At 62.8% G+C, this 23,044-nt stretch carries 14 protein-coding genes and 2 pseudogenes; 12 read left to right on the forward strand and 4 right to left on the reverse strand.

Annotated features, from left to right (window positions below):
* Positions 1–111 precede the first annotated feature (111 nt).
* Positions 112–1,722, reverse strand: a complete 1,611-nt coding sequence (locus tag MHI61_RS23625; protein ID WP_239790802.1) for a phosphoenolpyruvate carboxykinase — start codon at positions 1,720–1,722, stop codon at positions 112–114.
* A 338-nt stretch (positions 1,723–2,060) separates the two neighbouring features.
* Between MHI61_RS23625 and MHI61_RS23630 the strand changes: the two genes are divergently transcribed.
* The 12 genes and pseudogenes from MHI61_RS23630 (at position 2,061) to trxA (ending at position 19,805) form a co-directional block, all read left to right on the forward strand.
* Positions 2,061–2,798 (forward strand): response regulator transcription factor, encoded by a 738-nt coding sequence (locus MHI61_RS23630; RefSeq protein WP_190233656.1) that lies wholly within the window; start codon positions 2,061–2,063, stop codon positions 2,796–2,798.
* 77 nt (positions 2,799–2,875) lie between these two features.
* Complete coding sequence (locus MHI61_RS23635; protein WP_097605767.1) at positions 2,876–4,666, forward strand: sensor histidine kinase; 1,791 nt, start codon at positions 2,876–2,878, stop codon at positions 4,664–4,666.
* Positions 4,663–5,111, forward strand: a pseudogene (locus tag MHI61_RS23640) (serine/threonine protein kinase). The gene MHI61_RS23635 and the pseudogene MHI61_RS23640 overlap by 4 nt, the downstream one beginning before the upstream one ends.
* A gap of 150 nt (positions 5,112–5,261) precedes the next feature.
* Positions 5,262–5,663 (forward strand): PTS sugar transporter subunit IIA, encoded by a 402-nt coding sequence (locus MHI61_RS23645; protein ID WP_004672623.1) that lies wholly within the window; start codon positions 5,262–5,264, stop codon positions 5,661–5,663.
* 9 nt (positions 5,664–5,672) lie between these two features.
* Positions 5,673–5,948: an HPr family phosphocarrier protein gene (locus MHI61_RS23650; RefSeq protein WP_003544133.1), complete on the forward strand. Its 276-nt coding sequence runs from the start codon at positions 5,673–5,675 to the stop codon at positions 5,946–5,948.
* Between the two features lie 280 nt (positions 5,949–6,228).
* The gene (gene ahcY / locus MHI61_RS23655) at positions 6,229–7,629 is read left to right on the forward strand and encodes an adenosylhomocysteinase (RefSeq protein ID WP_239790804.1); all 1,401 of its coding nucleotides are present in this window, start codon (positions 6,229–6,231) and stop codon (positions 7,627–7,629) included.
* 203 nt (positions 7,630–7,832) lie between these two features.
* A complete protein-coding gene (locus MHI61_RS23660; RefSeq protein WP_239790805.1) occupies positions 7,833–10,415 on the forward strand; it encodes a PAS domain-containing sensor histidine kinase in 2,583 nt (860 codons plus the stop codon).
* Positions 10,412–11,923, forward strand: a complete 1,512-nt coding sequence (tsaE, locus tag MHI61_RS23665; RefSeq protein ID WP_239790806.1) for a tRNA (adenosine(37)-N6)-threonylcarbamoyltransferase complex ATPase subunit type 1 TsaE — start codon at positions 10,412–10,414, stop codon at positions 11,921–11,923. The genes MHI61_RS23660 and tsaE overlap by 4 nt, the downstream gene beginning before the upstream one ends.
* Before the next feature lie 13 nt (positions 11,924–11,936).
* Positions 11,937–12,668, forward strand: a complete 732-nt coding sequence (locus MHI61_RS23670) for a nucleotidyltransferase family protein (RefSeq protein WP_239790807.1) — start codon at positions 11,937–11,939, stop codon at positions 12,666–12,668.
* Between the two features lie 3 nt (positions 12,669–12,671).
* Positions 12,672–15,865: pseudogene (gene addB, locus MHI61_RS23675) on the forward strand (double-strand break repair protein AddB).
* Positions 15,858–19,409, forward strand: a complete 3,552-nt coding sequence (addA, locus tag MHI61_RS23680; RefSeq protein ID WP_239790808.1) for a double-strand break repair helicase AddA — start codon at positions 15,858–15,860, stop codon at positions 19,407–19,409. Before addB ends, addA begins: the two are co-directional and overlap by 8 nt.
* Before the next feature lie 75 nt (positions 19,410–19,484).
* A complete protein-coding gene (gene trxA / locus MHI61_RS23685) occupies positions 19,485–19,805 on the forward strand; it encodes a thioredoxin (RefSeq protein WP_008528748.1) in 321 nt (106 codons plus the stop codon).
* Between the two features lie 74 nt (positions 19,806–19,879).
* On the opposite strand, the gene MHI61_RS23690 is transcribed toward trxA, so the two are convergent.
* From MHI61_RS23690 to trpA, 3 genes are read right to left on the reverse strand one after another with little or no spacing between them, the layout of a single operon-like run.
* Positions 19,880–21,232: a folylpolyglutamate synthase/dihydrofolate synthase family protein gene (locus tag MHI61_RS23690; protein ID WP_239790809.1), complete on the reverse strand. Its 1,353-nt coding sequence runs from the start codon at positions 21,230–21,232 to the stop codon at positions 19,880–19,882.
* 27 nt (positions 21,233–21,259) lie between these two features.
* A complete protein-coding gene (gene accD, locus MHI61_RS23695; RefSeq protein WP_184330902.1) occupies positions 21,260–22,165 on the reverse strand; it encodes an acetyl-CoA carboxylase, carboxyltransferase subunit beta in 906 nt (301 codons plus the stop codon).
* 39 nt (positions 22,166–22,204) lie between these two features.
* Complete coding sequence (trpA, locus tag MHI61_RS23700; RefSeq protein ID WP_239790810.1) at positions 22,205–23,044, reverse strand: tryptophan synthase subunit alpha; 840 nt, start codon at positions 23,042–23,044, stop codon at positions 22,205–22,207.

The raw sequence follows: 23,044 nt of genomic DNA on the forward strand, positions 1-23,044 counted from the left end.
ATCTCATATCGGCAGCCGGTTGAAAATATCGGCCGTCAATCGAAAAACCCGGCAATCCTGCGATGCCGGGTTTCACGTGAGTCAGAGACGTTGTTTTAGGACGGGCTTAGCTTATTCGGCGGCGACCTTGACGCCGGGTGCCGCATCGCGGACGCCGCCGTCGACGTGATTCTCGAACTTGGCGAAGTTGGCGATGAACATCGAAACCAGCTTTTCGGCCTGCGCGTCATAGGCCGGCTTGTCGGCCCAAGTCGAGCGCGGATCGAGAATGCCGCCGTCGACACCGTCGACGGACACCGGCACGGCGAAGCCGAAATTCGCATCCGTGCGGAATTCGACCTGGCCGAGTTTGCCGCTGAGGGCGGCGGCGAGCAGCGCGCGCGTCGCCTTGATCGGCATGCGCTTGCCGGTGCCGTAGGCGCCGCCGGTCCAGCCTGTATTGACAAGCCAGCATTCGACGCCGTGGCGGCCGATCAGATCCTTGAGCAGGTTGCCGTATTCGGCCGGGTGCCGCGGCATGAAGGGGGCGCCGAAGCAGGTCGAGAAGGTCGCTTCCGGCTCGACGACGCCCTTTTCAGTGCCGGCCACCTTGGCGGTGTAACCGGAGAGGAAATGGTACATCGCCTGATCCGGCGTCAACCGGGCGATCGGCGGCATGACGCCGAAGGCATCGGCGGTCAGCATGATGATTGTCTTCGGATGCCCGGCCCGGCCCGTTGCCGAGGCATTCGGGATGAAATGCATCGGATAGGCGCAGCGGGTGTTTTCGGTCAGCGACCCGTCGTCGAAATCGGGCTCGCGGCGGTCGTTCAGTACGACATTTTCGAGCACGGTGCCGAAGCGCTGGGTCGTCGCATAGATTTCCGGTTCGGCCTCGGCCGACAGACGGATGGTCTTGGCGTAGCAGCCGCCTTCGAAGTTGAAGATGCCGTTCTCACTCCAGCCGTGCTCGTCGTCGCCGATCAGCGTGCGCGCCGGATCGGCCGAAAGCGTCGTCTTGCCCGTGCCGGAAAGGCCGAAGAAGACGGCCGCATCGCCATCGGGGCCGACATTGGCCGAGCAGTGCATCGGCATCACGCCCTTGGCCGGCAGCAGATAGTTGAGCACGGTGAAGACCGACTTCTTCATTTCGCCGGCATAGGACGTTCCGCCGATGAGAACGAGGCCGCTGGTGAGATCGCAGGCGATCACCGTTTCCGTGCGGCAGCCGTGGCGGGCCGGGTCGGCCTTGAAGCTAGGCAGGTCGATGATCGTCAGTTTCGGCACGAAGGTGGCAAGCGCCGCCGTCTCCGGGCGGATCAAAAGATTGCGGATGAACAGCGAGTGCCAGGCGAATTCGGTGACAACGCGGGTCGGCAGGGCATGGCCTTCCTCGGCACCGCCGATGAGGTCCTGGACAAAAAGGTCCTTGCCGGCGGCATGGGCCAACATATCGTCGCGCAGCAGCGCGAAATGCTCCGGCGAGAGCGGCTTGTTGTTGTCCCACCAGATCTGGCCATCGGTATTGGCGTCGCGAACGACGAACTTGTCGCGTGGCGAGCGGCCCGTATGCTGACCGGTGAGAGCTCTGAGGGCGCCCTGAGCGGTCAGTTCGGCTTCACCCCGGCGGATGGATTCTTCATAGAGCGCTGCGGCGGAAAAGTTATAGCGAACGCTGGCTGCGCCGCCCAATCCAACCGTTGCAAGCTCCGTTGCCGGGTTATGAACTCCGAACTTTTCCATGGCTACTTCCCTTCGCTCAGGCGCGTTGCCGTTAAAACTGACTGCGAAAATAAGGGTAGAATTTTTAAAACACAAGAGACTAAAATTGAGAAAGTTCAGTAATATCAAACAATTAATCGATTTAAATTTCTTGACGGTATTTTAAATCGTTTGAAGAGGTCGCGTTGCAACAGTTTGTCGCGCGCCTTAAGATTGTGGGGAAATTTTGCGACAATCCTCCCTTTATCTTTGCCACAATTTGTTCCACCTTTATCCTCCATAAGCGCATCCGGTCACTGAGACCGCCTGGGGACGACGAAAATCCGGGAGATTGCGCACTGATGACGGAGACCAACACCATGCCGACAATCGCGCTCGTTGACGACGACCGCAACATCCTCACCTCGGTGTCAATCGCACTGGAGGCCGAAGGATATAAGGTCGAGACCTATACGGACGGTGCCTCGGCGCTCGATGGCCTTCTGGCGCGACCGCCGCAGCTGGCGATCTTCGATATCAAGATGCCGCGCATGGACGGCATGGAGCTGCTGCGCCGCCTGCGGCAGAAATCGGATATCCCGGTCATCTTCCTCACCTCCAAAGATGAGGAGATCGACGAGCTGTTCGGCCTGAAGATGGGCGCCGACGATTTCATCACCAAACCTTTCTCGCAGCGCCTGCTGGTGGAGCGCGTGCGCGCCGTCCTGCGTCGCGCTTCGAGCCGCGAAGCCGCGGCCGCCGGCGGCACGAGCCCGAGCGGCACGCCGAAGGCCGGGGCCGTGCAGCAGGCCCGTTCGCTGGAGCGTGGCCAGCTGGTCATGGACCAGGAGCGGCATACCTGCACCTGGAAGGGCGAAGCGGTGACGCTGACGGTGACCGAGTTCCTGATCCTTCATTCGCTGGCGCAGCGTCCGGGCGTCGTCAAGAGCCGCGACGCGCTGATGGACGCCGCCTATGACGAACAGGTTTATGTCGACGACCGGACGATCGACAGCCACATCAAGCGGCTGCGCAAGAAATTCAAGATGGTCGATACCGATTTTGATATGATTGAAACGCTCTACGGAGTGGGATACCGGTTCCGCGAAGCAGCCTGAGCCTCGACGGCACAGCGCGAGACATAATTGAGGGTTGCGGGCCGTTATCCGGCCCCGCCCTTCGAAAGGGCCTGTCATTGGCACAATTGGTGCAGGAAAGGGATTTGGACGATGCGGAGGGCGTGAGCACCCGCCGCGTCCGAGGCCGCCGTTGGTCGCATCCCTTCACGCTGATTCGCCGCATCTTCGGCAATGCCGTCTTTTCGAGCCTGACGCGGCGCATCGTCTTCTTCAATCTCGTCGCGCTGCTGGTGCTGGTCGGCGGCATCCTCTATCTCAATCAGTTTCGCGAGGGATTGATCGACGCCCGCGCCGAAAGCCTGTTGACCCAGGGCGAGATCATCGCCGGCGCCGTTTCGGCCTCCGCATCGGTCGATACGAATTCGATCACCATCGATCCGCAGAAGCTGCTCGAGCTGCAGGCCGGCCAGAGCATCACCCCGGTGCCGAACGACGAGGACCTGGAGTTTCCGATCGATCCCGAGAAGGTCGCTCCCGTCCTGCGCCGCCTGATCTCCCCGACGCGCACACGCGCCCGCATCTTCGATGCCGACGCCAATCTGCTGCTCGATTCGCGTCACCTTTATTCGCGTGGCCAGGTGCTGCGCTTCGACCTGCCGCCGGTCGAGGAAGAGAAGCAGACCTGGAGCGATTGGTTCGTGACCCTGTTCAACAAGGCGCTGCAGCCCGGCAATCTGCCGCTCTATAAGGAAGCACCGGGCGGCGACGGTTCGATCTATCCCGAAGTCATGAACGCGCTGACCGGCGTGCGCGGTGCGGTCGTGCGCACCACGGAGAAGGGCGAACTCATCGTTTCCGTCGCCGTGCCGATCCAGCGCTTCCGCGCCGTGCTCGGCGTGCTGCTCTTGTCGACGCAGGCTGGCGATATCGACAATATCGTTCATGCCGAACGGCTTGCCATCATGCGGGTCTTCGGCGTGGCGACGCTTGTCAACGTGCTGCTTTCGCTGGTGCTGTCGTCGACCATCGCCAATCCGCTGCGCCGTCTTTCGGCAGCGGCCATCCGGGTGCGCCGCGGCGCCAAAACACGCGAGCAGATCCCCGACTTCTCCGCCCGCCAGGATGAAATCGGCAATCTTTCCATCGCCTTGCGCGAGATGACGACGGCCCTTTACGACCGCATCGATGCGATCGAAAGCTTTGCGGCCGATGTCAGCCACGAACTCAAGAACCCGCTGACCTCGCTGCGCAGCGCCGTCGAAACGCTGCCGCTCGCCAAATCCGAGGATTCCAAGAAACGACTGCTGGATGTCATCCAGCACGATGTGCGCCGTCTCGACCGCCTGATCAGCGATATTTCCGACGCCTCGCGTCTCGATGCCGAACTCGCGCGCGTCGATGCCGGTTCCGTCGACATGGAAGTGCTGCTGCGTGACCTGATCGACGTGTCCCGCCAGATCAGGGGCAGCAAGAAGCAGGTGGAGATCGAATATGCGATCGAGCGCAAGCCGAACATCAAGACGCGCTTCGTCGTCAACGGCCATGACCTGCGCATCGGCCAGATCATAACGAACCTGATCGAAAATGCCCGCTCCTTCGTGCCTGAGAAGGGCGGCAAGATCACCGTGCGGCTGGTGCGCACACGGTCGCGCTGCGTCACCACCATCGAGGACAACGGTCCCGGCATCCAGGCGGAGAATATCGACCGCATCTTCGAGCGCTTCTATACGGACCGGCCGGAATCGGAAGGTTTTGGCCAGAATTCCGGCCTTGGCCTGTCGATCAGCCGGCAGATCGCCGAAGCCCATGGCGGTTCGCTGAGGGCGGAAAACATCACCGAGGGCGAGAACGGACGCATAGTCGGCGCGCGCTTCATCCTCGCCCTGCCCCTCGATGCCGCAGCATGAGCGAGGCTCCCAACATCCATGCGACGGCGATCGTCGTGGGCAGGACGGGGCTCCTGTTCAGCGGGCCCTCCGGCTGGGGCAAATCGATGCTGGCCTTTACCTGCATGACAGAGGCCCGCCGGCTCGGTCTGTTCACGGCGCTGGTTGCCGACGATCAGGTGCTGCTGTCAGAAGAGGCAGGCTCGGTGATCGCCACCTGCCCGCCGTCGATCGCCGGCCTGATCGAGCTGCGCGGCACCGGCATCGTCCGGCTGGACCATATCCCTCGGGCGGCCATGCATTATGCCGTGCTTCCGGGCAGTGCTTCCGGCGAAAACCGCGTCCCCCCGAGGGCGAAATCGTCAGCCTTGCCGCCGGTTTTTCGCTTCCCGCGTTGCGGTTGCTCACAGCCGTGCCGTCACCGCTGGCAGTCCTGATGGCGAAAGCGCCTGATATCGGCGATTGAAGGCTTCCAGATTGATCAATCTGCCTTATATGTTTGCATTTTTATCTTGCACTTCGGCTTTTCATCGCCAAGATGTGCCCCCACCGGTGGACGTAATTGCTGCATTGCGATATCTCAGCCATCGTTTGCGTATATGGGAGCAGTAATATCATGATCGGACTTGTGCTTGTCACTCATGGCAAGCTGGCTGAAGAGTTTCGTCATGCTGTCGAGCACGTCGTCGGTCCTCAGAAATTCATCGAGACGGTCTGTATTGGCCCCGAAGACGACATGGACCAAAGGCGGCAGGACATTCTGCAAGCCGTTTCCGGCGCCGATGACGGCCATGGCGTCGTCATCCTGACCGACATGTTCGGCGGCACGCCGTCCAATCTCGCCATATCGGTCATGAGCAGCGGCCATACCGAAGTCATCGCCGGCGTCAACCTGCCGATGCTGATCAAGCTCGCCGGGGTGCGCGGCGAGAACAATATGGAGAAGGCGCTGGTCGAGGCTTCCGAAGCCGGGCGGAAATATATCAATGTCGCGAGCCGTGTGCTCAGCGGAAAATAACGGCGCTTCATGACATCGCTTTCCCGGGAACTCCTCATCATTAACAAGCGCGGCCTTCACGCGCGCGCCTCAGCCAAGTTCGTTCAGATGGTCGAGACCTTCGATGCCGCCATCACCGTCTCCAAGGACGGAATGACGGTCGGCGGCACGTCGATCATGGGCCTGATGATGCTAGCGGCGAGCCCGGGCTCAAGCGTCGTCGTCTCGGCAAGCGGCAGCCAGGCCGAGGAAGCGCTGGAGGCCTTGGACCAGCTGATCCAAAACCGGTTCGGCGAAGAGATGTGAGCTTACTAGGCCGAGTTCATATAAACATATAAAGACTTCTTTATATCCTTATTGCCTTCCCATCAGAAGCCTGCTAAACGGCGGACATGCCGTGCGCTGAAGCGTGTCGCATCGAACCTGGTTCATGCAATGCGGTTTGGCTCTTTGGTGTTGTGCATCTCGCGATTCCGGAACTGCTGCACATATCCGGGCGATATGCATCGGCACGCGGCCTGTCCGTCGCGCGGTCATCTTCGCGCCTGCGCCAATTTTTGAGACGTTTTTCAGCCTGGAGACCTCTATGAGCACTGAAAAAGATTATGTCGTCGCCGATATCGGGCTTGCGGATTTTGGCCGCAAGGAAATTACGATCGCCGAAACCGAAATGCCGGGGCTGATGTCCTGCCGCGCCGAATTCGGCGACGCAAAGCCGCTGAAGGGCGCGCGCATCACCGGTTCGCTGCACATGACCATCCAGACGGCCGTGCTCATCGAAACGCTGGTGGCCCTCGGCGCCGAAGTCCGCTGGGCCTCGTGCAACATCTTCTCGACGCAGGATCATGCCGCTGCCGCGATCGCCGCTGCCGGCGTTCCTGTTTTCGCCATCAAGGGCGAGTCGCTCGAGGATTACTGGGTCTACACCGACAAGATCTTCCAGTGGGCCGATGGCGGCCTTTCCAACATGATCCTCGATGACGGCGGCGATGCCACCATGTACATCCTGCTCGGCGCCCGCGCCGAAGCCGGCGAGGACGTATTGTCCCACCCGCATTCCGAGGAAGAGGAAATCCTTTTCGCGCAGATCAAGAAGCGCCTTGCCGCTTCGCCGGGCTGGTTCACCAAGCAGCGCGATGCGATCAAGGGCGTTACCGAAGAAACCACGACCGGCGTCAACCGTCTGTACCAGCTCAGCCAGAAGGGCCTGCTGCCCTTCCCGGCGATCAACGTCAACGATTCCGTCACCAAGTCGAAGTTCGACAACAAGTACGGCTGCAAGGAATCGCTCGTCGACGGCATCCGCCGCGGCACCGACGTGATGATGGCCGGCAAGGTCGCCGTCGTCTGCGGTTATGGCGACGTCGGCAAGGGTTCTGCCGCTTCGCTCTCGGGCGCCGGCGCCCGCGTTAAGGTCACCGAAGCCGATCCGATCTGTGCCCTGCAGGCGGCGATGGACGGCTATGAAGTCGTGCTGCTCGAGGACGTCGTTTCCTCGGCCGACATCTTCATCACCACGACCGGCAACAAGGACGTCATCCGCATCGACCATATGCGCGAGATGAAGGATATGGCGATCGTCGGCAATATCGGCCACTTCGACAACGAAATCGAAGTCGCCGCGCTGCGGAACCTCAAGTGGACCAACGTCAAGCCGCAGGTCGACCTGATCGAATTCCCCAAGGGCAACCGCATCATCCTGCTCTCCGAAGGCCGCCTGCTCAACCTCGGCAACGCCACCGGTCATCCGTCCTTCGTCATGTCGGCTTCCTTCACCAACCAGACGCTGGCGCAGATCGAGCTCTTCACCAAGCCCGGCCAGTACGAGAACAAGGTCTACATCCTGCCGAAGCACCTCGATGAAAAGGTCGCGCGCCTGCATCTCGACAAGCTCGGTGTGAAGCTTACCCAGCTTAGCGAAGAGCAGGCTGCCTATATCGGCGTCTCGCTGAAGGGCCCGTTCAAGTCCGACCACTACAGATATTGATCTCACCATCGATATCCACAAGATGTAGAAGCCGCGGCATTGACAAATGCCGCGGCTTATTTTTTGGCCGCTCCCTTCCCGCCGATTCCCTTCCGAAGTATTGTTTTAAGACTTGATTCGTGGCGCCGGACCCCGTCCGACCGCTCCGAAAATGGGATGTCTTGTCGTAATGCGGCACATTGAAGGACGGAGACATACCGCGGATGTCGGAATTGAAAAACAGCCTGCCCGGTCAGGCGGACGACGGCGCTCGCGCCCATCGCCGCCCGCCGACGGCAGGCCAAGACTATAAATCTGCAACGGCACACGAGGCCGCAAAGCAAGAGCATGGATCATTGGCGCGCTTCTTGAAAACCTGCGCGGCCGGCACGGCGCTTGCCGCGCTGGCGTGGCCGGTTCTGGCACAGGGCGAGCAGGCGGCAGCCTCGGCTCACCTCTTCACCTCCTCGCAGGTCATCGGCGTATCCGTCGTCATCGGCGTCATATCGGCAGCCCTGCTTTCGACGCTCTGGCTGGTGCGTCAGCGCGGCAATCTGGAAAACGAAAGCCGGGAAATCCGCTCGGCGCTCTCAGACGCCCAGCAACGCATTTCACAATATCAAGCGCTGATCGCCGACAAGAACCGGCGCATCGTCATCTGGGACGGCAATGCCCGTCCCGAATTGCTCGGCCAGCTTCCGCCGGAGACCGGCGCGCCGCAGGATGGCGAATTCCTGGCCTTCGGCCTCTGGCTGAAATCACGCTCGGCCGCTGACCTGGAAAAGGCGATCGACCGGCTGCGCGACGAGGCGCAGAGCTTCGACATGGTGGTCGAGACCATCCGCGACGAGATCCTCGAGGCGCAGGGCCGGGTTTCCGGCGGACGCGCCTTCGTCCGCTTCGTGGCACTCAACAATCTGCGCGCCGAGCTTGCCGAACTCCGGATCGAGCGCGACCGGCTGATGACGTCGATCTCGGCGTTCCAGACCATGCTCGACGCGATCGACATGCCGGCCTGGCAGCGCGACCCGGCGGGTCGCCTCACCTGGGTCAACCAGGCCTATGGCGACGCGGTCGAGGCGCGCTCGCCGCAACAGGCGATCAATGAAGGCCGCGAGATGCTGACGACGGTGGCGCGCGAACGCATTCGCGCGACGACGACGCCGGAATCGCCGTTCCACGACACGATCTCGACGGTCGTGCATGGCAACCGAACATTCTTCGATGTCGTCGACGTCACGCTTCCCGGCGGCTCGGCCGGCATGGCGATCGACGTGTCCGATATCGAGGCGGTGCGCGCCGAGCTGGACCGGACACTGAAAAGCCATGCCGAGACGCTCGACCATCTCGCCACGCCCGTCGCCATCTTCGACGGCGAGCGCCGGCTGCAATTCTACAACCAGGCCTTCGTGGCGCTCTGGGAGCTTGATATCGCCTTTCTCGAAGGCCGGCCGGACAATAGCGAGCTGCTCGAGCGCCTGCGGGCGGCCAAGAAGCTGCCGGACCAGCTCAACTGGAAAAGCTGGAAGGAAGCGGCTCTTTCCGTCTATCGCGCGCTCGATACGCAATCGGACCTCTGGCACCTGCCCAACGGTCAGACGCTGCGCGTCTTCGCCACCGCCCACCCGCAGGGCGGCGCCACCTGGGTGTTCGAAAACCTGACGGAACAGGTCGATCTCGAAACGCGCTACAACACGCTGGTCAAGGTGCAGGGCGAAACGATCGACCATCTTTCCGAAGGCGTGGCGGTGTTCGGCCCGGATGGACGCATCCGCCTGTCCAACCCGGCCTTCCGGGCGCTCTGGGGGATCACCGAAGCTGAGGCCAAGCCCGGCACCCATATCCGTGCACTCGGCGAAGCCTGCGTCCCCTCGTACGACCGGCCGGACGGCTGGAAGACCTTCGCGGAACTGATCACCAGCTTTGACGACGAGCGCCGCTCGGGCCAGGGGACGCTCGAACTGTTCTCCGGCCTCGTGCTCGACTACGCCGTCATCCCGCTGCCGAATGCGCAGACCATGCTGACCTTCGTCAATATGACGGACAGCGTGCGGGCCGAGCGGGCACTGACCGAAAAGAACGAGGCGCTGCGCAAAGCCGACGAGTTGAAGAACGACTTCGTTCAGCACGTTTCCTATGAATTGCGCTCGCCGCTGACCAATATCATCGGCTTCACCGACCTGCTGCGCACGCAGGGTGTGGGGCCGCTGAACGAGCGGCAGGCCGAATATATCGACCATATCTCGACCTCGTCTTCGGTTCTGCTGACGCTCGTCAACGATATCCTCGACCTCGCGACCGTCGATGCCGGCATCATGCGTCTCAACTATGCGGAAATCGATCTCAACGACCTGCTCGACGACGTCTCGATGCAAATCGCCGATCGGCTGCAGGAAAGCGGGGTGGCGCTCGAAATCACCGCGCCTGCCTATCTCGGCTCGATCGTCGCCGATCCGCAGCGGCTGAAGCAGATCCTCTTGAAGCTTCTCTCCAACGCGGCGAATTTCTCGCCGGAGGGCAGCTCGATTTCGCTGGAATGCCAACGCGAAGGCACGGATTTCGTTTTCTCCGTCCGCGATCGCGGCCCCGGCATCTCGCCCGACATGATCGCGACCGTGTTCGACCGGTTCGCGACGGGCGCTAAAAGCGGAAAACGCGGCGGCGCCGGCCTCGGCCTTTCGATCGTCGACAGTTTCGTCAGCCTGCATCACGGCGACGTGACGATCGACAGCGAGCCGGGCAAGGGCACGACGGTCGTCTGCCGTATCCCCTCGGTCAATATCCCCCATTCCGCCGCTGCCGAATGACGACCACCGATACGATCTCGCTTTTCCTCAAGGACGAGGCGGCCACCATTCGCCTCGGTGAAGACCTGGCGCTCGCCTTGAAGGCCGGCGATTGCCTTGCTCTTTCCGGTGATCTCGGCGCCGGCAAATCGTCGCTCGCCCGGGCGATTCTGCGTGCCATCGCCGATGACGATGGGCTTGAGGTCCCGAGCCCGACCTTCACGCTGGTGCAATCCTACGACCTGCGGATCCCGGTTTCGCACTTCGACCTCTATCGGCTCGGCGACGCCAGCGAATTGACGGAACTCGGCTTCGACGAGGCGCTGGAGAATGGCATCTGCCTCGTCGAATGGCCGGAGATGGCTGAGAGCGAATTGCCGGCAGAGCGCATCGCCCTGGCGCTGGTGCATGAGGGCAGCGGTCGCCGGGCAACGATCGAGGCCGCCGGCCAGCAGGCGCAACGCATGCGCCGGGTCTTCGCGATCCGCGATTTCCTCGACGGGGCCGGCTATTCCGACGCCAAACGCCGCTTCCTGACCGGCGATGCGTCGCTGCGCGCCTATGAAGCGATCTATCCGGGCGCCGCTCCGCGAAAAATCCTGATGGACTGGCGCCCGCATCCCGAGGGGCCGCCGGTCTACGACGGCAAGCCCTATCCCAAGGTCGCGCATCTGGCACAGAACGCCTATCCCTTCGTTGCCATTGCCGATGCGCTGCGCGAACGGGGGTTTGCAGCGCCGGAGATCTACAAGGTCGACTATGAGCAGGGCATCCTGCTGATCGAAGATCTCGGCACAGAAGGCGTGCTCGATGACGCTGGCCGGCCGATCGCCGAGCGTTACCGCCAAAGCGTCGCCTGCCTGGCCCAACTTCATTCCATGCAGTTTCCGCAGGATATCCCCGTTTCCGCCGCGCACACGCATCACATTCCCGACTTCGATCGCACGGCGATGAAGATGGAAGTGCAGCTTGTGCTCGACTGGCACATCGCCTGGAAGCGCGGCTCTGCACCCTCGGATGCAGAGCGCATGGATTATCTGGCGATCTGGGACGCGCTGATCGATGAACTCGCCGCGGCCGAAAAGAACCTGCTGCTGCGCGACTTCCACTCGCCGAACATCATCTGGCGCCCGCAGGAGGCCGGCGTCAGACGGGTCGGTCTCATCGACTTCCAGGACGCCATGATCGGCCCCACGGCCTATGACCTTGCCTCGATCGTCCAGGACGCACGCGTGACGATCGAGCCGGTGCTCTTCCGGCAGCTGATGAACGATTATCTCACCCTTCGCCGTGCGCAGGGCGGTTTCGACGAAGCGGAATTCATGAAGGCCTGGGCGATCATGTCGGCGCAGCGCAACTGCAAACTTGCCGGTCTCTGGGTGCGGCTGCTGCAGCGGGATGGCAAGCCCGGCTATCTCAAGCATATGCCGCGCACGCTCGCCTATCTTAACGTCGCGCTCGAGCATGAGACGCTTGCCCCCTTGCGCGATTGGTGCGCAAGGGCTGGAATAGGCCAGAGCGAATCATAAATTCCGGATCAAGATGACTATCAGACAAGCCATGGTACTGGCCGCGGGTCTCGGGACCCGCATGCGGCCGATCACCGACACGATCCCGAAGCCGCTGGTGAAGATCGACGGCAAGGCCATGATCGATTACGCGCTGGACGCGCTGGTGGCGGCCGGCGTCGAACGGGCTGTCGTCAACGTTCACCACCATGCCGACCAGATGCTCGCCCATCTCGGCAGTTATCGCGGCCTCGAGATCATCATATCCGACGAGCGGGACGGGCTGATGAATTCAGGCGGCGGGCTGGCGAAGGGACTGAGGCTTCTGGACCGAGACGATATCTTCGTCATGAATGCCGACCTCTTCTGGATCGGCGAGCAGCCGGGACGGCCGACGAACCTGCAGCGCTTAGCCGGATTCTTCGATGCCGATCAGATGGACATGGCGCTGCTTTGTGTCGGCATCGAAGATACCACTGGTCACAACGGCAAGAACGACTTCAGCCTTGCGGCCGACGGCCGGCTGAGGCGTTACCGCGACGATCCATCCAACCCCGTTGTCTATGCCGGCGCGATCGCCATGAACCCGTCGCTGTTCGACGATGCGCCACAGGATGCCTTCAACCTGAATATCTATTTCGACCAGGCGATCGCACGCGACCGGCTTTTCGGCCTGGTGCTCGATGGGCATTGGCTGACTGTGGGAACGCCGGAGGCGATCGGCGAGGCGGAGGAAACGATCCGCAGGTTGCGGGCGTTCGCGTGAGCCATGAGGGAGCGGCACCAGCCACGAATCCTGACGATCCCGGCGGGCCTTCCCTTCCTGAAAACCCTGGCGACGACACTCTGCGACGGCCGGTTGACGCCGCTCTTCCGGCATGACGCCGACGACCCGCTGTCGCTCGCCAGAGTAACCATCTATCTGCCGACCCGGCGCGCCGTGCGTGTGCTGCGCTCGGAATTCGTCGATCTGCTTGGCGGCCGGTCGGCGATCCTGCCCATCATCCGCCCCCTCGGCGAAACCGACGATGACAGTGGCTATTTCGACGAGGCGCTGCCGGCCACGATCGACCTCGCCCAGCCGCTGTCGAATACTGCTCGGCTGCTCGAACTGGCGCGCCTGATCCTTGCCTGGCGCAACAAACTGCCGGAGATCGTCCGCCATATTCATTCGGACTCGCCACTCGTTGCGCCGGCAAGCCCGGCTGACGCGATCTGGCTTGCCCGCAACCTCGCCGAGCTGATCGATTCCATCGAAACCGAGGATCTCGACTGGTCGGAACTGTCGAAGCTCGATACCGGCGACTATGCCGCCTGGTGGCAGCTGACCGCGGAGTTTCTGCAGATCGCCAGCGCCTTCTGGCCGGCGCGGCTTTCCGAACTCGGCAAATCCTCGCCGGCGCGGCACAGGAACGCCATTCTCAGGGCCGAAGCAGCCCGGCTTTCGGCGGCAAAGCCCAGCGGGCCGGTCATCATCGCCGGGTCGACGGGTTCGGTACCGGCGACCGCCGATCTGATTGCAGCCGTCGCCGATCTGCCCGAAGGCGTGATCGTGCTTCCAGGCCTCGATCTCGCCATGCCCGAAGGACATTGGCAGATGGTCGCGCCGGAACCGGCGCCGGGCCAGCATGCCAATCCCGCCAGCCGGAGCCATCCGCAATACGGGCTGTCGTCGCTGCTCAAGAGGCTGAGGCTGACACGGGCCGATGTCGGCACCCTTGACAGACCGGAGGCCGATCTTGACCGGCGCGCCGAAATCCTGTCCCGGGCGCTTGCCCCGGCAGAGGCGACCAGCGATTGGGGAACATGGAAGAGCGAGCTGCCCGCGGGAGCGCTGACTTCGGCCTTCAATGACGTCGCGCTGATTGAAGCCGCCAACGAGCGCGAGGAAGCAACCGCGATTGCCGTCGCGCTCAGACTGGCGCTGGAACGGCCGGGGCAGGACGGCGAGAGCCGGGCAGCTCTGATCACGCCGGACCGCAACCTCGCTCGTCGGGTGATGGCGGAGCTTTCCCGCTTCGGCATCCTGGCCGACGATTCGGCCGGCACGCCGCTTTCGGCCACGCCGCAAGGCACGCTTCTGCAGTTGCTGCTGGAGGCGGCGCTGCGGCCGGGCGATCCGGTCGCGACCGTCGCTCTGCTTAAACATCCCCTGGCCCGCTTCGGCCTTGAACGCGACACCCTGATTTCCGCCACCGAGGCGCTCGAGCTGCTGGCGCTGCGCGGCGGCGTGACCGAGGTGGATATCAGCACGCTTGAGGCGCTTCTGACCCATCAGCTTGCCGAACAGGCCCTGGACCGGCACGCACCGCAATGGCGAAAGGCGCTTCCCGCCGACGTCGCCAATGCCGCATCCGAGCTTGCCCGCCGGATTACCCAGGCGACCGAGCCTCTCGCCTCTGCGCTCTTCCGACACCGGCCCGAAGATCGCGGTAAGACGGCGAGTTTCAGGCTGTCCGAATGGGCCGAGCGAACCGGTCGTGCTCTCGAAGCGGTTGCGGCCGATCCGCAGGGCAATCTTGCCGATCTCTGGTCGAACGAGGCGGGGGACGCGCTTGCCTCCCTTCTCGGCGAAGTGATCGACACGGACGGGCAGATGGAAGCCGACGGGCCGCAATGGATCGACATCATGGCTGCGCTCGCCGCCGGCCATGCGGTGAAGCCACGGGCGCTCAGCCACCCCAGGCTGTTCATCTTCGGCACACTGGAAGCCCGGCTGCAGAGCGTCGATACGCTGATCCTCGGCGGGCTGAATGAAGGCTCATGGCCGGGGCAGAGCGCCAACAATCCCTTCATTCCGCGAATGATGAAGACGGAGATCGGGCTCGAACCGCCGGAGCGGCGCATCGGCCAGCTGGCGCATGATTTCGAGATGGCGAACGGCACCCGCCACCTGATCTATTCCAGAGCGCTGCGCCAGGGCTCGACGCCGACGGTCGCCTCCCGCTGGCTGCAGCGGCTGATGGCGCTCGGCGGGGAGGCGTTCGAGGCGGAACTCAAGGGGCGTGGCACCCGGTTCCTCCAATGGGCCGGTCTCATCGATCGCGGAGAGAGCCAAGCGCCGGCGCAGCGGCCCTCGCCGAAACCGCCGCTGGCGCTGCAGCCGAAATCCTATTCCTTCAGCGAGGTCGGACGGCTGCGCCGCGATCCCTATGCCATCTACGCCCGTCGCATCCTGCGGCTCGATCCGGTCGACGCGTTCAATCGCGATCCCGGAGCAGCCGAACGCGGTACGCTCTATCACACGATCATCGACCGGTTCATCCGCGCGGCTCATGTGGCCGGCACGCCAGAGGCAGCAGCGGCGATGGAGCAGATTCTGACCGAGCTTTTCGACATGGAAAAGCTGCCCCGCATATCGATGCCGTCTGGCGGCCGCGCTTTCGCGAAGTGGCGCGCGCCTTCCTCGAATGGGAGGCCGGCCGACGGCCAGCCATCCGCCGGACGCTGACGGAAGTGCGCGGCGGCGTGGAGCTGGAGGCAATCAATATCCGCCTCAATGGCGTCGCGGACCGGATCGACATTATCGGGCCGAACGACGCCGATATCATCGATTACAAGACCGGCTACAACCCCTCGCCGGCGCAGGCACGCGCGCTTCTCGATCCGCAGCTCGCACTCGAAGCGGCGGCCTTGCGCGCCGGCGCCTTTCGCGACGCCGGCAGCCTCACGCCGCAGGATCTTCTCTATGTCCGCCTGCGTCCCGGAAGCCGGTTCCAGGTCGATATGGTCAACAATGAAAACGCCGCCCGCAGCGACAAGGCGAAATCGGCGATCGACCTTGCCGAGGAATCGGTCGACCAGCTGATCAAGTTCGTCAGTTTGCTGCAATCCGGCGAAAAGGGCTTTACCTCGCGGCTCATTCCGGCACAGCAATTTGATTTCGGCGGCGACTACGATCATCTCGCCCGCGTCTCCGAATGGTCGACGGCCGAGAATGAGGAAGGTGGCGGCGATGAGTGAGGCGAGCGACCTTCCTGATAGCGACGATCCCGGGGCCTGGATCGGCTGGACCACCATCCAGCAGGCGATCGCCTCCGACCCGGTGCGCTCGGCATGGGTTTCGGCCAATGCCGGTTCCGGCAAGACGCATGTCCTGACCCAGCGCGTCATCCGGCTTCTGCTCGCCGGCGCGCGGCCTTCGGCCATTCTCTGCCTCACCTACACCAAGGCCGCGGCTTCGGAAATGTCGAACCGCGTCTTCGAACGGCTGGCGGACTGGGTCGTGCTTGACGATGACGATCTCAGCCGGCGGATCATGCAGATCGAAGGTAAGGCGCCCGACCGGATAAAACTGGCCGAGGCCCGGCGGCTGTTTGCGAAGGCGCTGGAGACGCCGGGCGGCTTGAAGATCCAGACGATCCACGCCTTTTGCGAGGCGCTGCTGCATCAGTTCCCGCTGGAGGCCAATGTCGCCGGGCATTTCTCGGTTCTCGACGATCGCGCCGCCGCGGCGCTGCTCTCCGATGCGCGCCGGGCGCTGCTGACGGCGACCGCGCCGGAAGAAGGCAGCGCCCTTGCAGAGGCTTTCGCCGCCGTGCTCAATCTCGGCGACGAATCCGGCCTGGAGAACCTGCTCGGCGACATTGTCGCCAATCGCAACGCCATCCGCCGTTTCACCGCCGCAGCCAAACAGCAGGGCGGCGTGGACGTGGTCCTGCGCAAAAGACTCGGTCTCGCCGCCGATGACACCGAGAAAGGGATCGCGGCGCAATATTGGCCGCTGCCGGGACTTTCCAGCGGCACGCTGGAACTCTATCTGTCGCTCGCCGACCAAAAGGGCGGCGCCAAGGCGCAGGAGGTTGCCTATGGCCTCAGGCTCGCCGGCCGGGAGCCGGATGACGCCAGACGCGCCGCGATGCTCGAGAAAATTTTCCTGACGGCCAAGGGCGAGCCGAAAACTGACTCGCAGTTCCTGGTCAAGGCCATGCTTGCAGAAGCGCCGCGATTGACGGAGGCCGTCGCCGCCGCCCGCGCGCATGTCGCGGCAAGCCGCGACCGGCTGAAACTGATGCGGATGCACGGCGCCACGCAGGCCGCGCTCGTGCTCGCCGACCGGCTGAATCACGATTACGAGGAACTGAAGAAACAGCGAAGCCAACTCGATTTCGAGGACCTGATCACCCGCACCGCCGACCTGCTGACGAAGAGCGGCGTCGGCCCCTGGATCCATTACAAGCTCGACCGGGGTATCGATCATATCCTCGTCGACGAGGCGCAGGATACCAGTCCGATCCAATGGAGCGTCATCCAGTCGCTCGCCGAGGATTTCTTTTCCGGCGAGAGCGCCCGGCCTATCGTGCGCACGCTGTTTGCCGTCGGTGATGAGAAACAGTCGATCTATTCTTTTCAGGGGGCGCGGCCCGAGCGTTTTTCCGAAGAGAGCGACCGGACGCGGCGGCGCGTCTCCGACAGTGGGCAGAGCTTTTCTTCCGTGAGGTTGCCGCTCTCCTTCCGCTCGACTGCCGACGTGCTTGAGGCCGTCGACGAGATCTTCAGGACATCCGACAATGCGCGCGGTCTCAGCGCTGTCGGCGAGCCGGTCGTTCATCGTTCCAGCCGCATCGGACATCCCGGCGCCGTCGACCTCTGGGAAATGGTCGCGCCGGAAGCGGTGGTGAAGGAAGAGGATTGGACGGCGCCCTTCGATGCGACGCCGGAAAGCGCGCCAGCCGCAATCCTGGCGCGGCGGATCGCCCATTCGATCGGCGCGCTCGTCGGCCGTGAAACGATCGTCGACAAGGGCAAGGAGCGGTTGATCGAGGCCGGTGACATTCTGGTGCTGGTGCGCAAGCGCGACGCCTTCGTCAACGCGTTGACCCGCGCCTTGAAGCGTCGCGGCGACATTCCCGTCGCCGGCGCCGACAGGCTGGTGCTGACCAGCCATATCGCCGTGCAGGATCTGCTCGCACTCGGCCGCTTCCTGCTTCTGCCGCAAGACGACCTTTCGCTCGCCGCCGTGCTCAAGAGCCCGCTTTTCGATCTCTCCGAGGAGGACATCTTTGCAGCCGCGGCACTGCGGGGCGACAATGAGAGCGTCTGGAGCCATCTCAAGAAATTCGCCGCCGACGGTAACGAGCGTTTCCGCGCGGCGGTCGAAAAGCTGGAACTGTTCCTCCGGCAATCGAAAAACCTATCAGTGCATGATTTCTATGCGCGCCTGCTGGGCAGCCACGGTGGACGGCGGCAGTTTCTTGCCCGCCTCGGCACCGAAGTCAGCGATATCCTCGACGAATTCCTGACCTTCACCCTGGACCATGAGAGTTCCGGCCTTCCCGGGCTGCAATCCTTCATCTCGACGCTCGAGCTCGAAGCACCCGAGGTGAAACGAGAGCAGGACAAGGGGCGCAACGAGGTCAGGATCATGACCGTGCATGCCTCAAAGGGTCTTGAAGCACCGATCGTTTTCCTGGTCGACGGCGGCTCCAAGGCCTTCACGCATACGCATCTGCCGAAGCTTCGCCTGATCGAAACCGACCCGGACGAACCGCCGATGCCCGCCTGGGTTCCCGTCGCGGACCTCGCCAATTCACTGACGCAGAACGATGCCGCGCGAATCCAGATACTGGCCGAAGAGGAATACCGACGGCTGCTCTATGTCGCCATGACGCGGGCCGCCGACCGCCTGGTCGTTTGTGGCTACCGTGGCGTGCGGGCGAACAACGACACCTGGCACATGATGATTTCCACCGCGCTCAGCGAAGGTCATCCGCATGTGGAGGCGGCCAGCTTCTCCGACCACGACGGGGAATGGCAGGGTATCAGATGGCGCGTGCCACGGGTGGAGCGGAGCTTCGAGCGTATCAGCCGCGGCCAGGCTCGCGACGATGAAATTAGCCTGCCGGAGGGCTTGCTGCGGCCATTGCCGCCACAGGCGGAACTGCCTCGGCCCCTCAGCCCTTCCGGCGCCGGGACGATCATCGACGAGGACGAAGGCGGCCTGATTGTCGCTTCGCCGCTCTTTTCAGAGAAACAACGCAGCGATCGCTCGCTGGAGAAAGGAAGGCTGCTGCATCGCATGCTGCAGGCGCTTCCCGATATTCCGCCGGAGGAACGGCCCGGTGCGGCACAGCGTTACGGCGAACGGGCGGCCCGTTTCTGGCCGGAGGCCGAACGGCGCAAGCTGGTCGATTCGGTTCTGAAACTATTGGACGAGAAGGACTTGCAGCCCGTCCTCGGGGAGCAGGCCCGGCCTGAGGTTTCGATCATGGGGACATTAATGCTCGACGGCAGACGCTATGCCGTTTCCGGCCGCATCGACCGGCTGGCCGTGCTTGCCGATCGCGTCGTCATTCTCGATTACAAAACCAATCGGGTGCCGCCGGCGACCGAGGAGGCCATCCCCTTCGCGCACCGGGCACAGTTGGCCATCTATCGCGAGATCCTGGCGCCGCTCTATCCCGGCAAGCGCATCGACTGCATGCTCGTCTATACCGAGAATGCCTCGCTCTATACGCTGAGCGAAAGGGCGCTCGGTTTGGCGCTTGCAGGACTCAAGACAAAGTGAAATACCGGACATTGAAAATTCGGCACCGCACCATCACATGTGGTTCAACACCCAATTCCTCCAAAGGAGCAGCCCATGGCTACCGTGAAAGTCGATATCAATAATTTCCAGTCGGAAGTTCTGGAATCCGCAGAACCCGTCGTCGTCGATTTCTGGGCTGAATGGTGCGGGCCGTGCAAAATGATTGCTCCGAGCCTCGAGGAAATCGCCGTCGAGATGGAAGGCAAGGTCAAGGTGGCCAAGCTGAATATCGACGAGAATCCGGAGCTTGCCGCGCAGTTCGGCGTGCGCTCCATTCCGACCCTTGCAATCTTCAAGGGCGGCGAAGTCGCCGATATCTCGGTCGGCGCCAAGCCGAAGACCGCTCTTTCCAACTGGATTTCGAATGCTGCCTGATCGTGTGATGTCACATTGACGAAAAAGCCCGGCTTTGACCGGGCTTTTTTCGTTTTAGGCTCTTCATTCGCCCCTCAGTTGGGAGGCGTGCCGTTGTCGGAAAGCACGTCGCCGACAAGGTAGAGGGAACCGCCGACGAGGATGCGCGGCGGTAACGCCTGTGGATCGGTAACGGCTTTTATGGCTTCGAGCGCCTCGCCGACCGTCGACATCGGTTCGGCAACCAAACCGGCATCATAGGCAGCATTCGACAAGATCACCGGATCGATCATTGCATCGCTGCCGCGGATCGGCACGCAGAAAACCTTCTCGACCAGCCCGGCGAAGGCCTTGAAATAGCCGACCGGATCCTTGGTGTTGATCATGCCGATGATCAGGAACAGTGATCGAGACTGTCGCTCTTCGAAGCTGGCCATGGCTTCGGCGATCACTTCGCCGGCACCGGGATTATGCCCGCCATCGACCCAGATTTCGGCACCGGCGGGCGCATGCTGCAGCAGCCGACCATCGCTGAGGCGCTGCAGCCGGCCGGGCCATTCGACCGAATTCATCGCCTTTTCCATCATCATCTCGGTGACGGTGAAGCCCGCGGCCTTGACGGCGCGGATGGCGGCGGCGGCATTGGCATATTGATGGCGGCCGGGAAGGCGCGGCAGCGGCAGGTCGGCGAGCCCGTATTCGTCCTGATAGACGAGCCGGCCATATTCCTCATGTGCCATGAAATCCTGCCCGAAAACGGCGCTCGGGCAATGCAGCCGCTCGGCCGTCGACATCAGGACATCGAGCGCAGCATCATATTCCTGGTGGCCGATGACGACAGGCAATCCCGGCTTCATGATGCCGGCCTTTTCGGCTGCGATCAGTTCGACCCTGTCGCCGAGATAGGGCTGGTGATCGAGCGAGATCGGCATGATCACCGAAACAGCCGGATCGGAAATGACATTGGTGGCATCGAACCGGCCGCCGAGACCGACTTCGATGATCGCCGCGTCGGCCGGATGTTCGGAAAACAGAATGAAGGTGACCGCCGTCAGGATCTCGAAGACGGTAATGTGCTGACCGGCATTGGCCTCGGCCACACGGCGGACGGCCTCGGCAAACACGGCATCATCGACGAGCTGCCCGCGTCCGCCCGCCACACCGATGCGATAACGCTCATGCCAATTGACGAGATGCGGCGAGGTGTGAACATGGGCGCTGTAGCCGCCGGCTTCGAGCAAAGCCCGGCAGAAGGCGGTGACCGAGCCCTTGCCGTTGGTGCCGGCGACATGGATCACCGGCGGCAATTTCCGGTGCGGATTGCCGAGTTGATCGAGAAGACGGGTGACGCGATCAAGCGACAAGTCGAATCCCTTGGGATGCAATCCCATGAGTTTTTCGATCTCGTGCGCTGCCTCACTCACCGCGGTTTGGCCTCTGGGTATCAATTCGGCACCCCGCCTGCTTGTCGGTTATCAGGCGCTCGCCGCCAGAGCGATGGCGCCGCCATTCATGTCATTGGCCGCCGAAACGGGCTTCTTCGTCAGGATCTTCAGCAGGCGCGCCAGCGTTTCCGGAATATCGTGACGTTTGACGACCATGTCGACCATACCATGTTCCAGCAGATATTCGGAGGTCTGGAAGCCCTCCGGCAGCTTCTCACGCAGCGTCTGCTCAATGACGCGTTTGCCGGCAAAGCCGATTTCGGCGCCGGGCTCGGCCAGATGGATATCTCCGAGCATGGCGTAGGAGGCGGTCACGCCACCGGTCGTCGGGTTGGTCAGAACGACGACATAGGGCTGGCCGGATTCCTTCAGCAGGTCGACGGCAACCGTCGTGCGCGGCAGCTGCATCAGCGAGAGAATGCCTTCCTGCATGCGCGCGCCGCCGGAGGCGGGGAACATCACCAGCGGGCACTTTTCCGACGTCGCACGTTCGAACGCCTTGACGATCGCCTCGCCGGCGGCAATGCCGAGCGAGCCGCCGATAAAGTTGAACTCGTGCACGACGGCGACGAGCTTCAGCCCCCGCACCTTTCCGAGACCGGCAAGGATCGTGTCCTCCTGTTCGGTCTTCAGGCGGCTATCGCGCAGGCGATCGATATATTTCTTGGAATCGCGGAACTTCAGCGGATCCTGGGCGACCTTCGGCTGCGGCAGCGATTCGTATTCGCCGTTGTCGAAGAGATCGGCCAGCCGGGCCTTAGCCGGCATCTTCATGTGATAACCGGATGCCGGGATGACCCATTTGTTGGATTCGAGATCCTTATGAAAGACCATTTCACCCGTTTCCGGGCACTTGATCCAGAGGTTCTCCGGCACTTCGCGACGGCCCAGCATGGAATTGATCCGCGGGCGAACGTAGTTGGTGATCCAGTTCAACTCGAATACTCCTGATTGACGAGTGCCAATGTGGGAAAACTATTCGGCAGCAACAAGGCGCGCCGAACGGGTTCCCGATGAGAGGCCGCGCACCAGCGTTGCGACCGCCTGAACCGTGTCCGCCGTCGCCTTGCCGTCCTTGGTCAGGCTGGTGGCGACCTGATTGACGATGGCGGTGCCGACGACGACCCCGTCGGCCGAGCCGCCGATGACCTTGGCATGTTCCGCCGTCTTGACGCCGAAGCCGACGCAGACGGGCAGCTCGGTATGCTGCTTGATGCGCTGGACGGCGCCCGAAACCAGCGACGGATCGGGCAGCGCCGAGCCGGTGATGCCGTTCATCGAGACGTAGTAGACGAAGCCCGAGGTGTTTTTCAGCACGGCGGGCAGGCGCTTCTCATCGGTGGTCGGCGTTGCGAGGCGGATGAAATTGATGCCCTTGCGGATCGCCGGAATGCAGAGCTCGTCATCCATCTCGGGCGGCAGGTCGACGACGATCAGCCCGTCGATGCCGGCGGCGAGCGCATCATCGAGGAATTTTTCGACGCCGTAGATATAGATCGGATTGTAATAGCCCATCATCACGATCGGCGTCGCATCGTCGGTCTTGCGAAAATCGGCCGCCAGCTGCAGCGTCTTCTTCAGCGTCTGGCCACCCTTCAGCGCACGCTGGCCGGCCAACTGGATCGCCGGACCGTCGGCCATCGGATCGGAAAACGGCATGCCGAGCTCGATGATGTCGGAGCCTGCCTCCGGCAGCGCCTTCATGATGCCGAGAGAGGTGTCGTAGTCAGGATCGCCGCCCATGAAATAGGTCACGAGCGCCGGACGGCCCTCGGCCTTCAGCTCGGCGAAGCGTTTGTCCATGCGTGCGGTCAT

The organism is Rhizobium sp. K102, from assembly GCF_022385315.1.
GTDB classification, from domain to species: Bacteria; Pseudomonadota; Alphaproteobacteria; order Rhizobiales; family Rhizobiaceae; genus Rhizobium; species Rhizobium croatiense.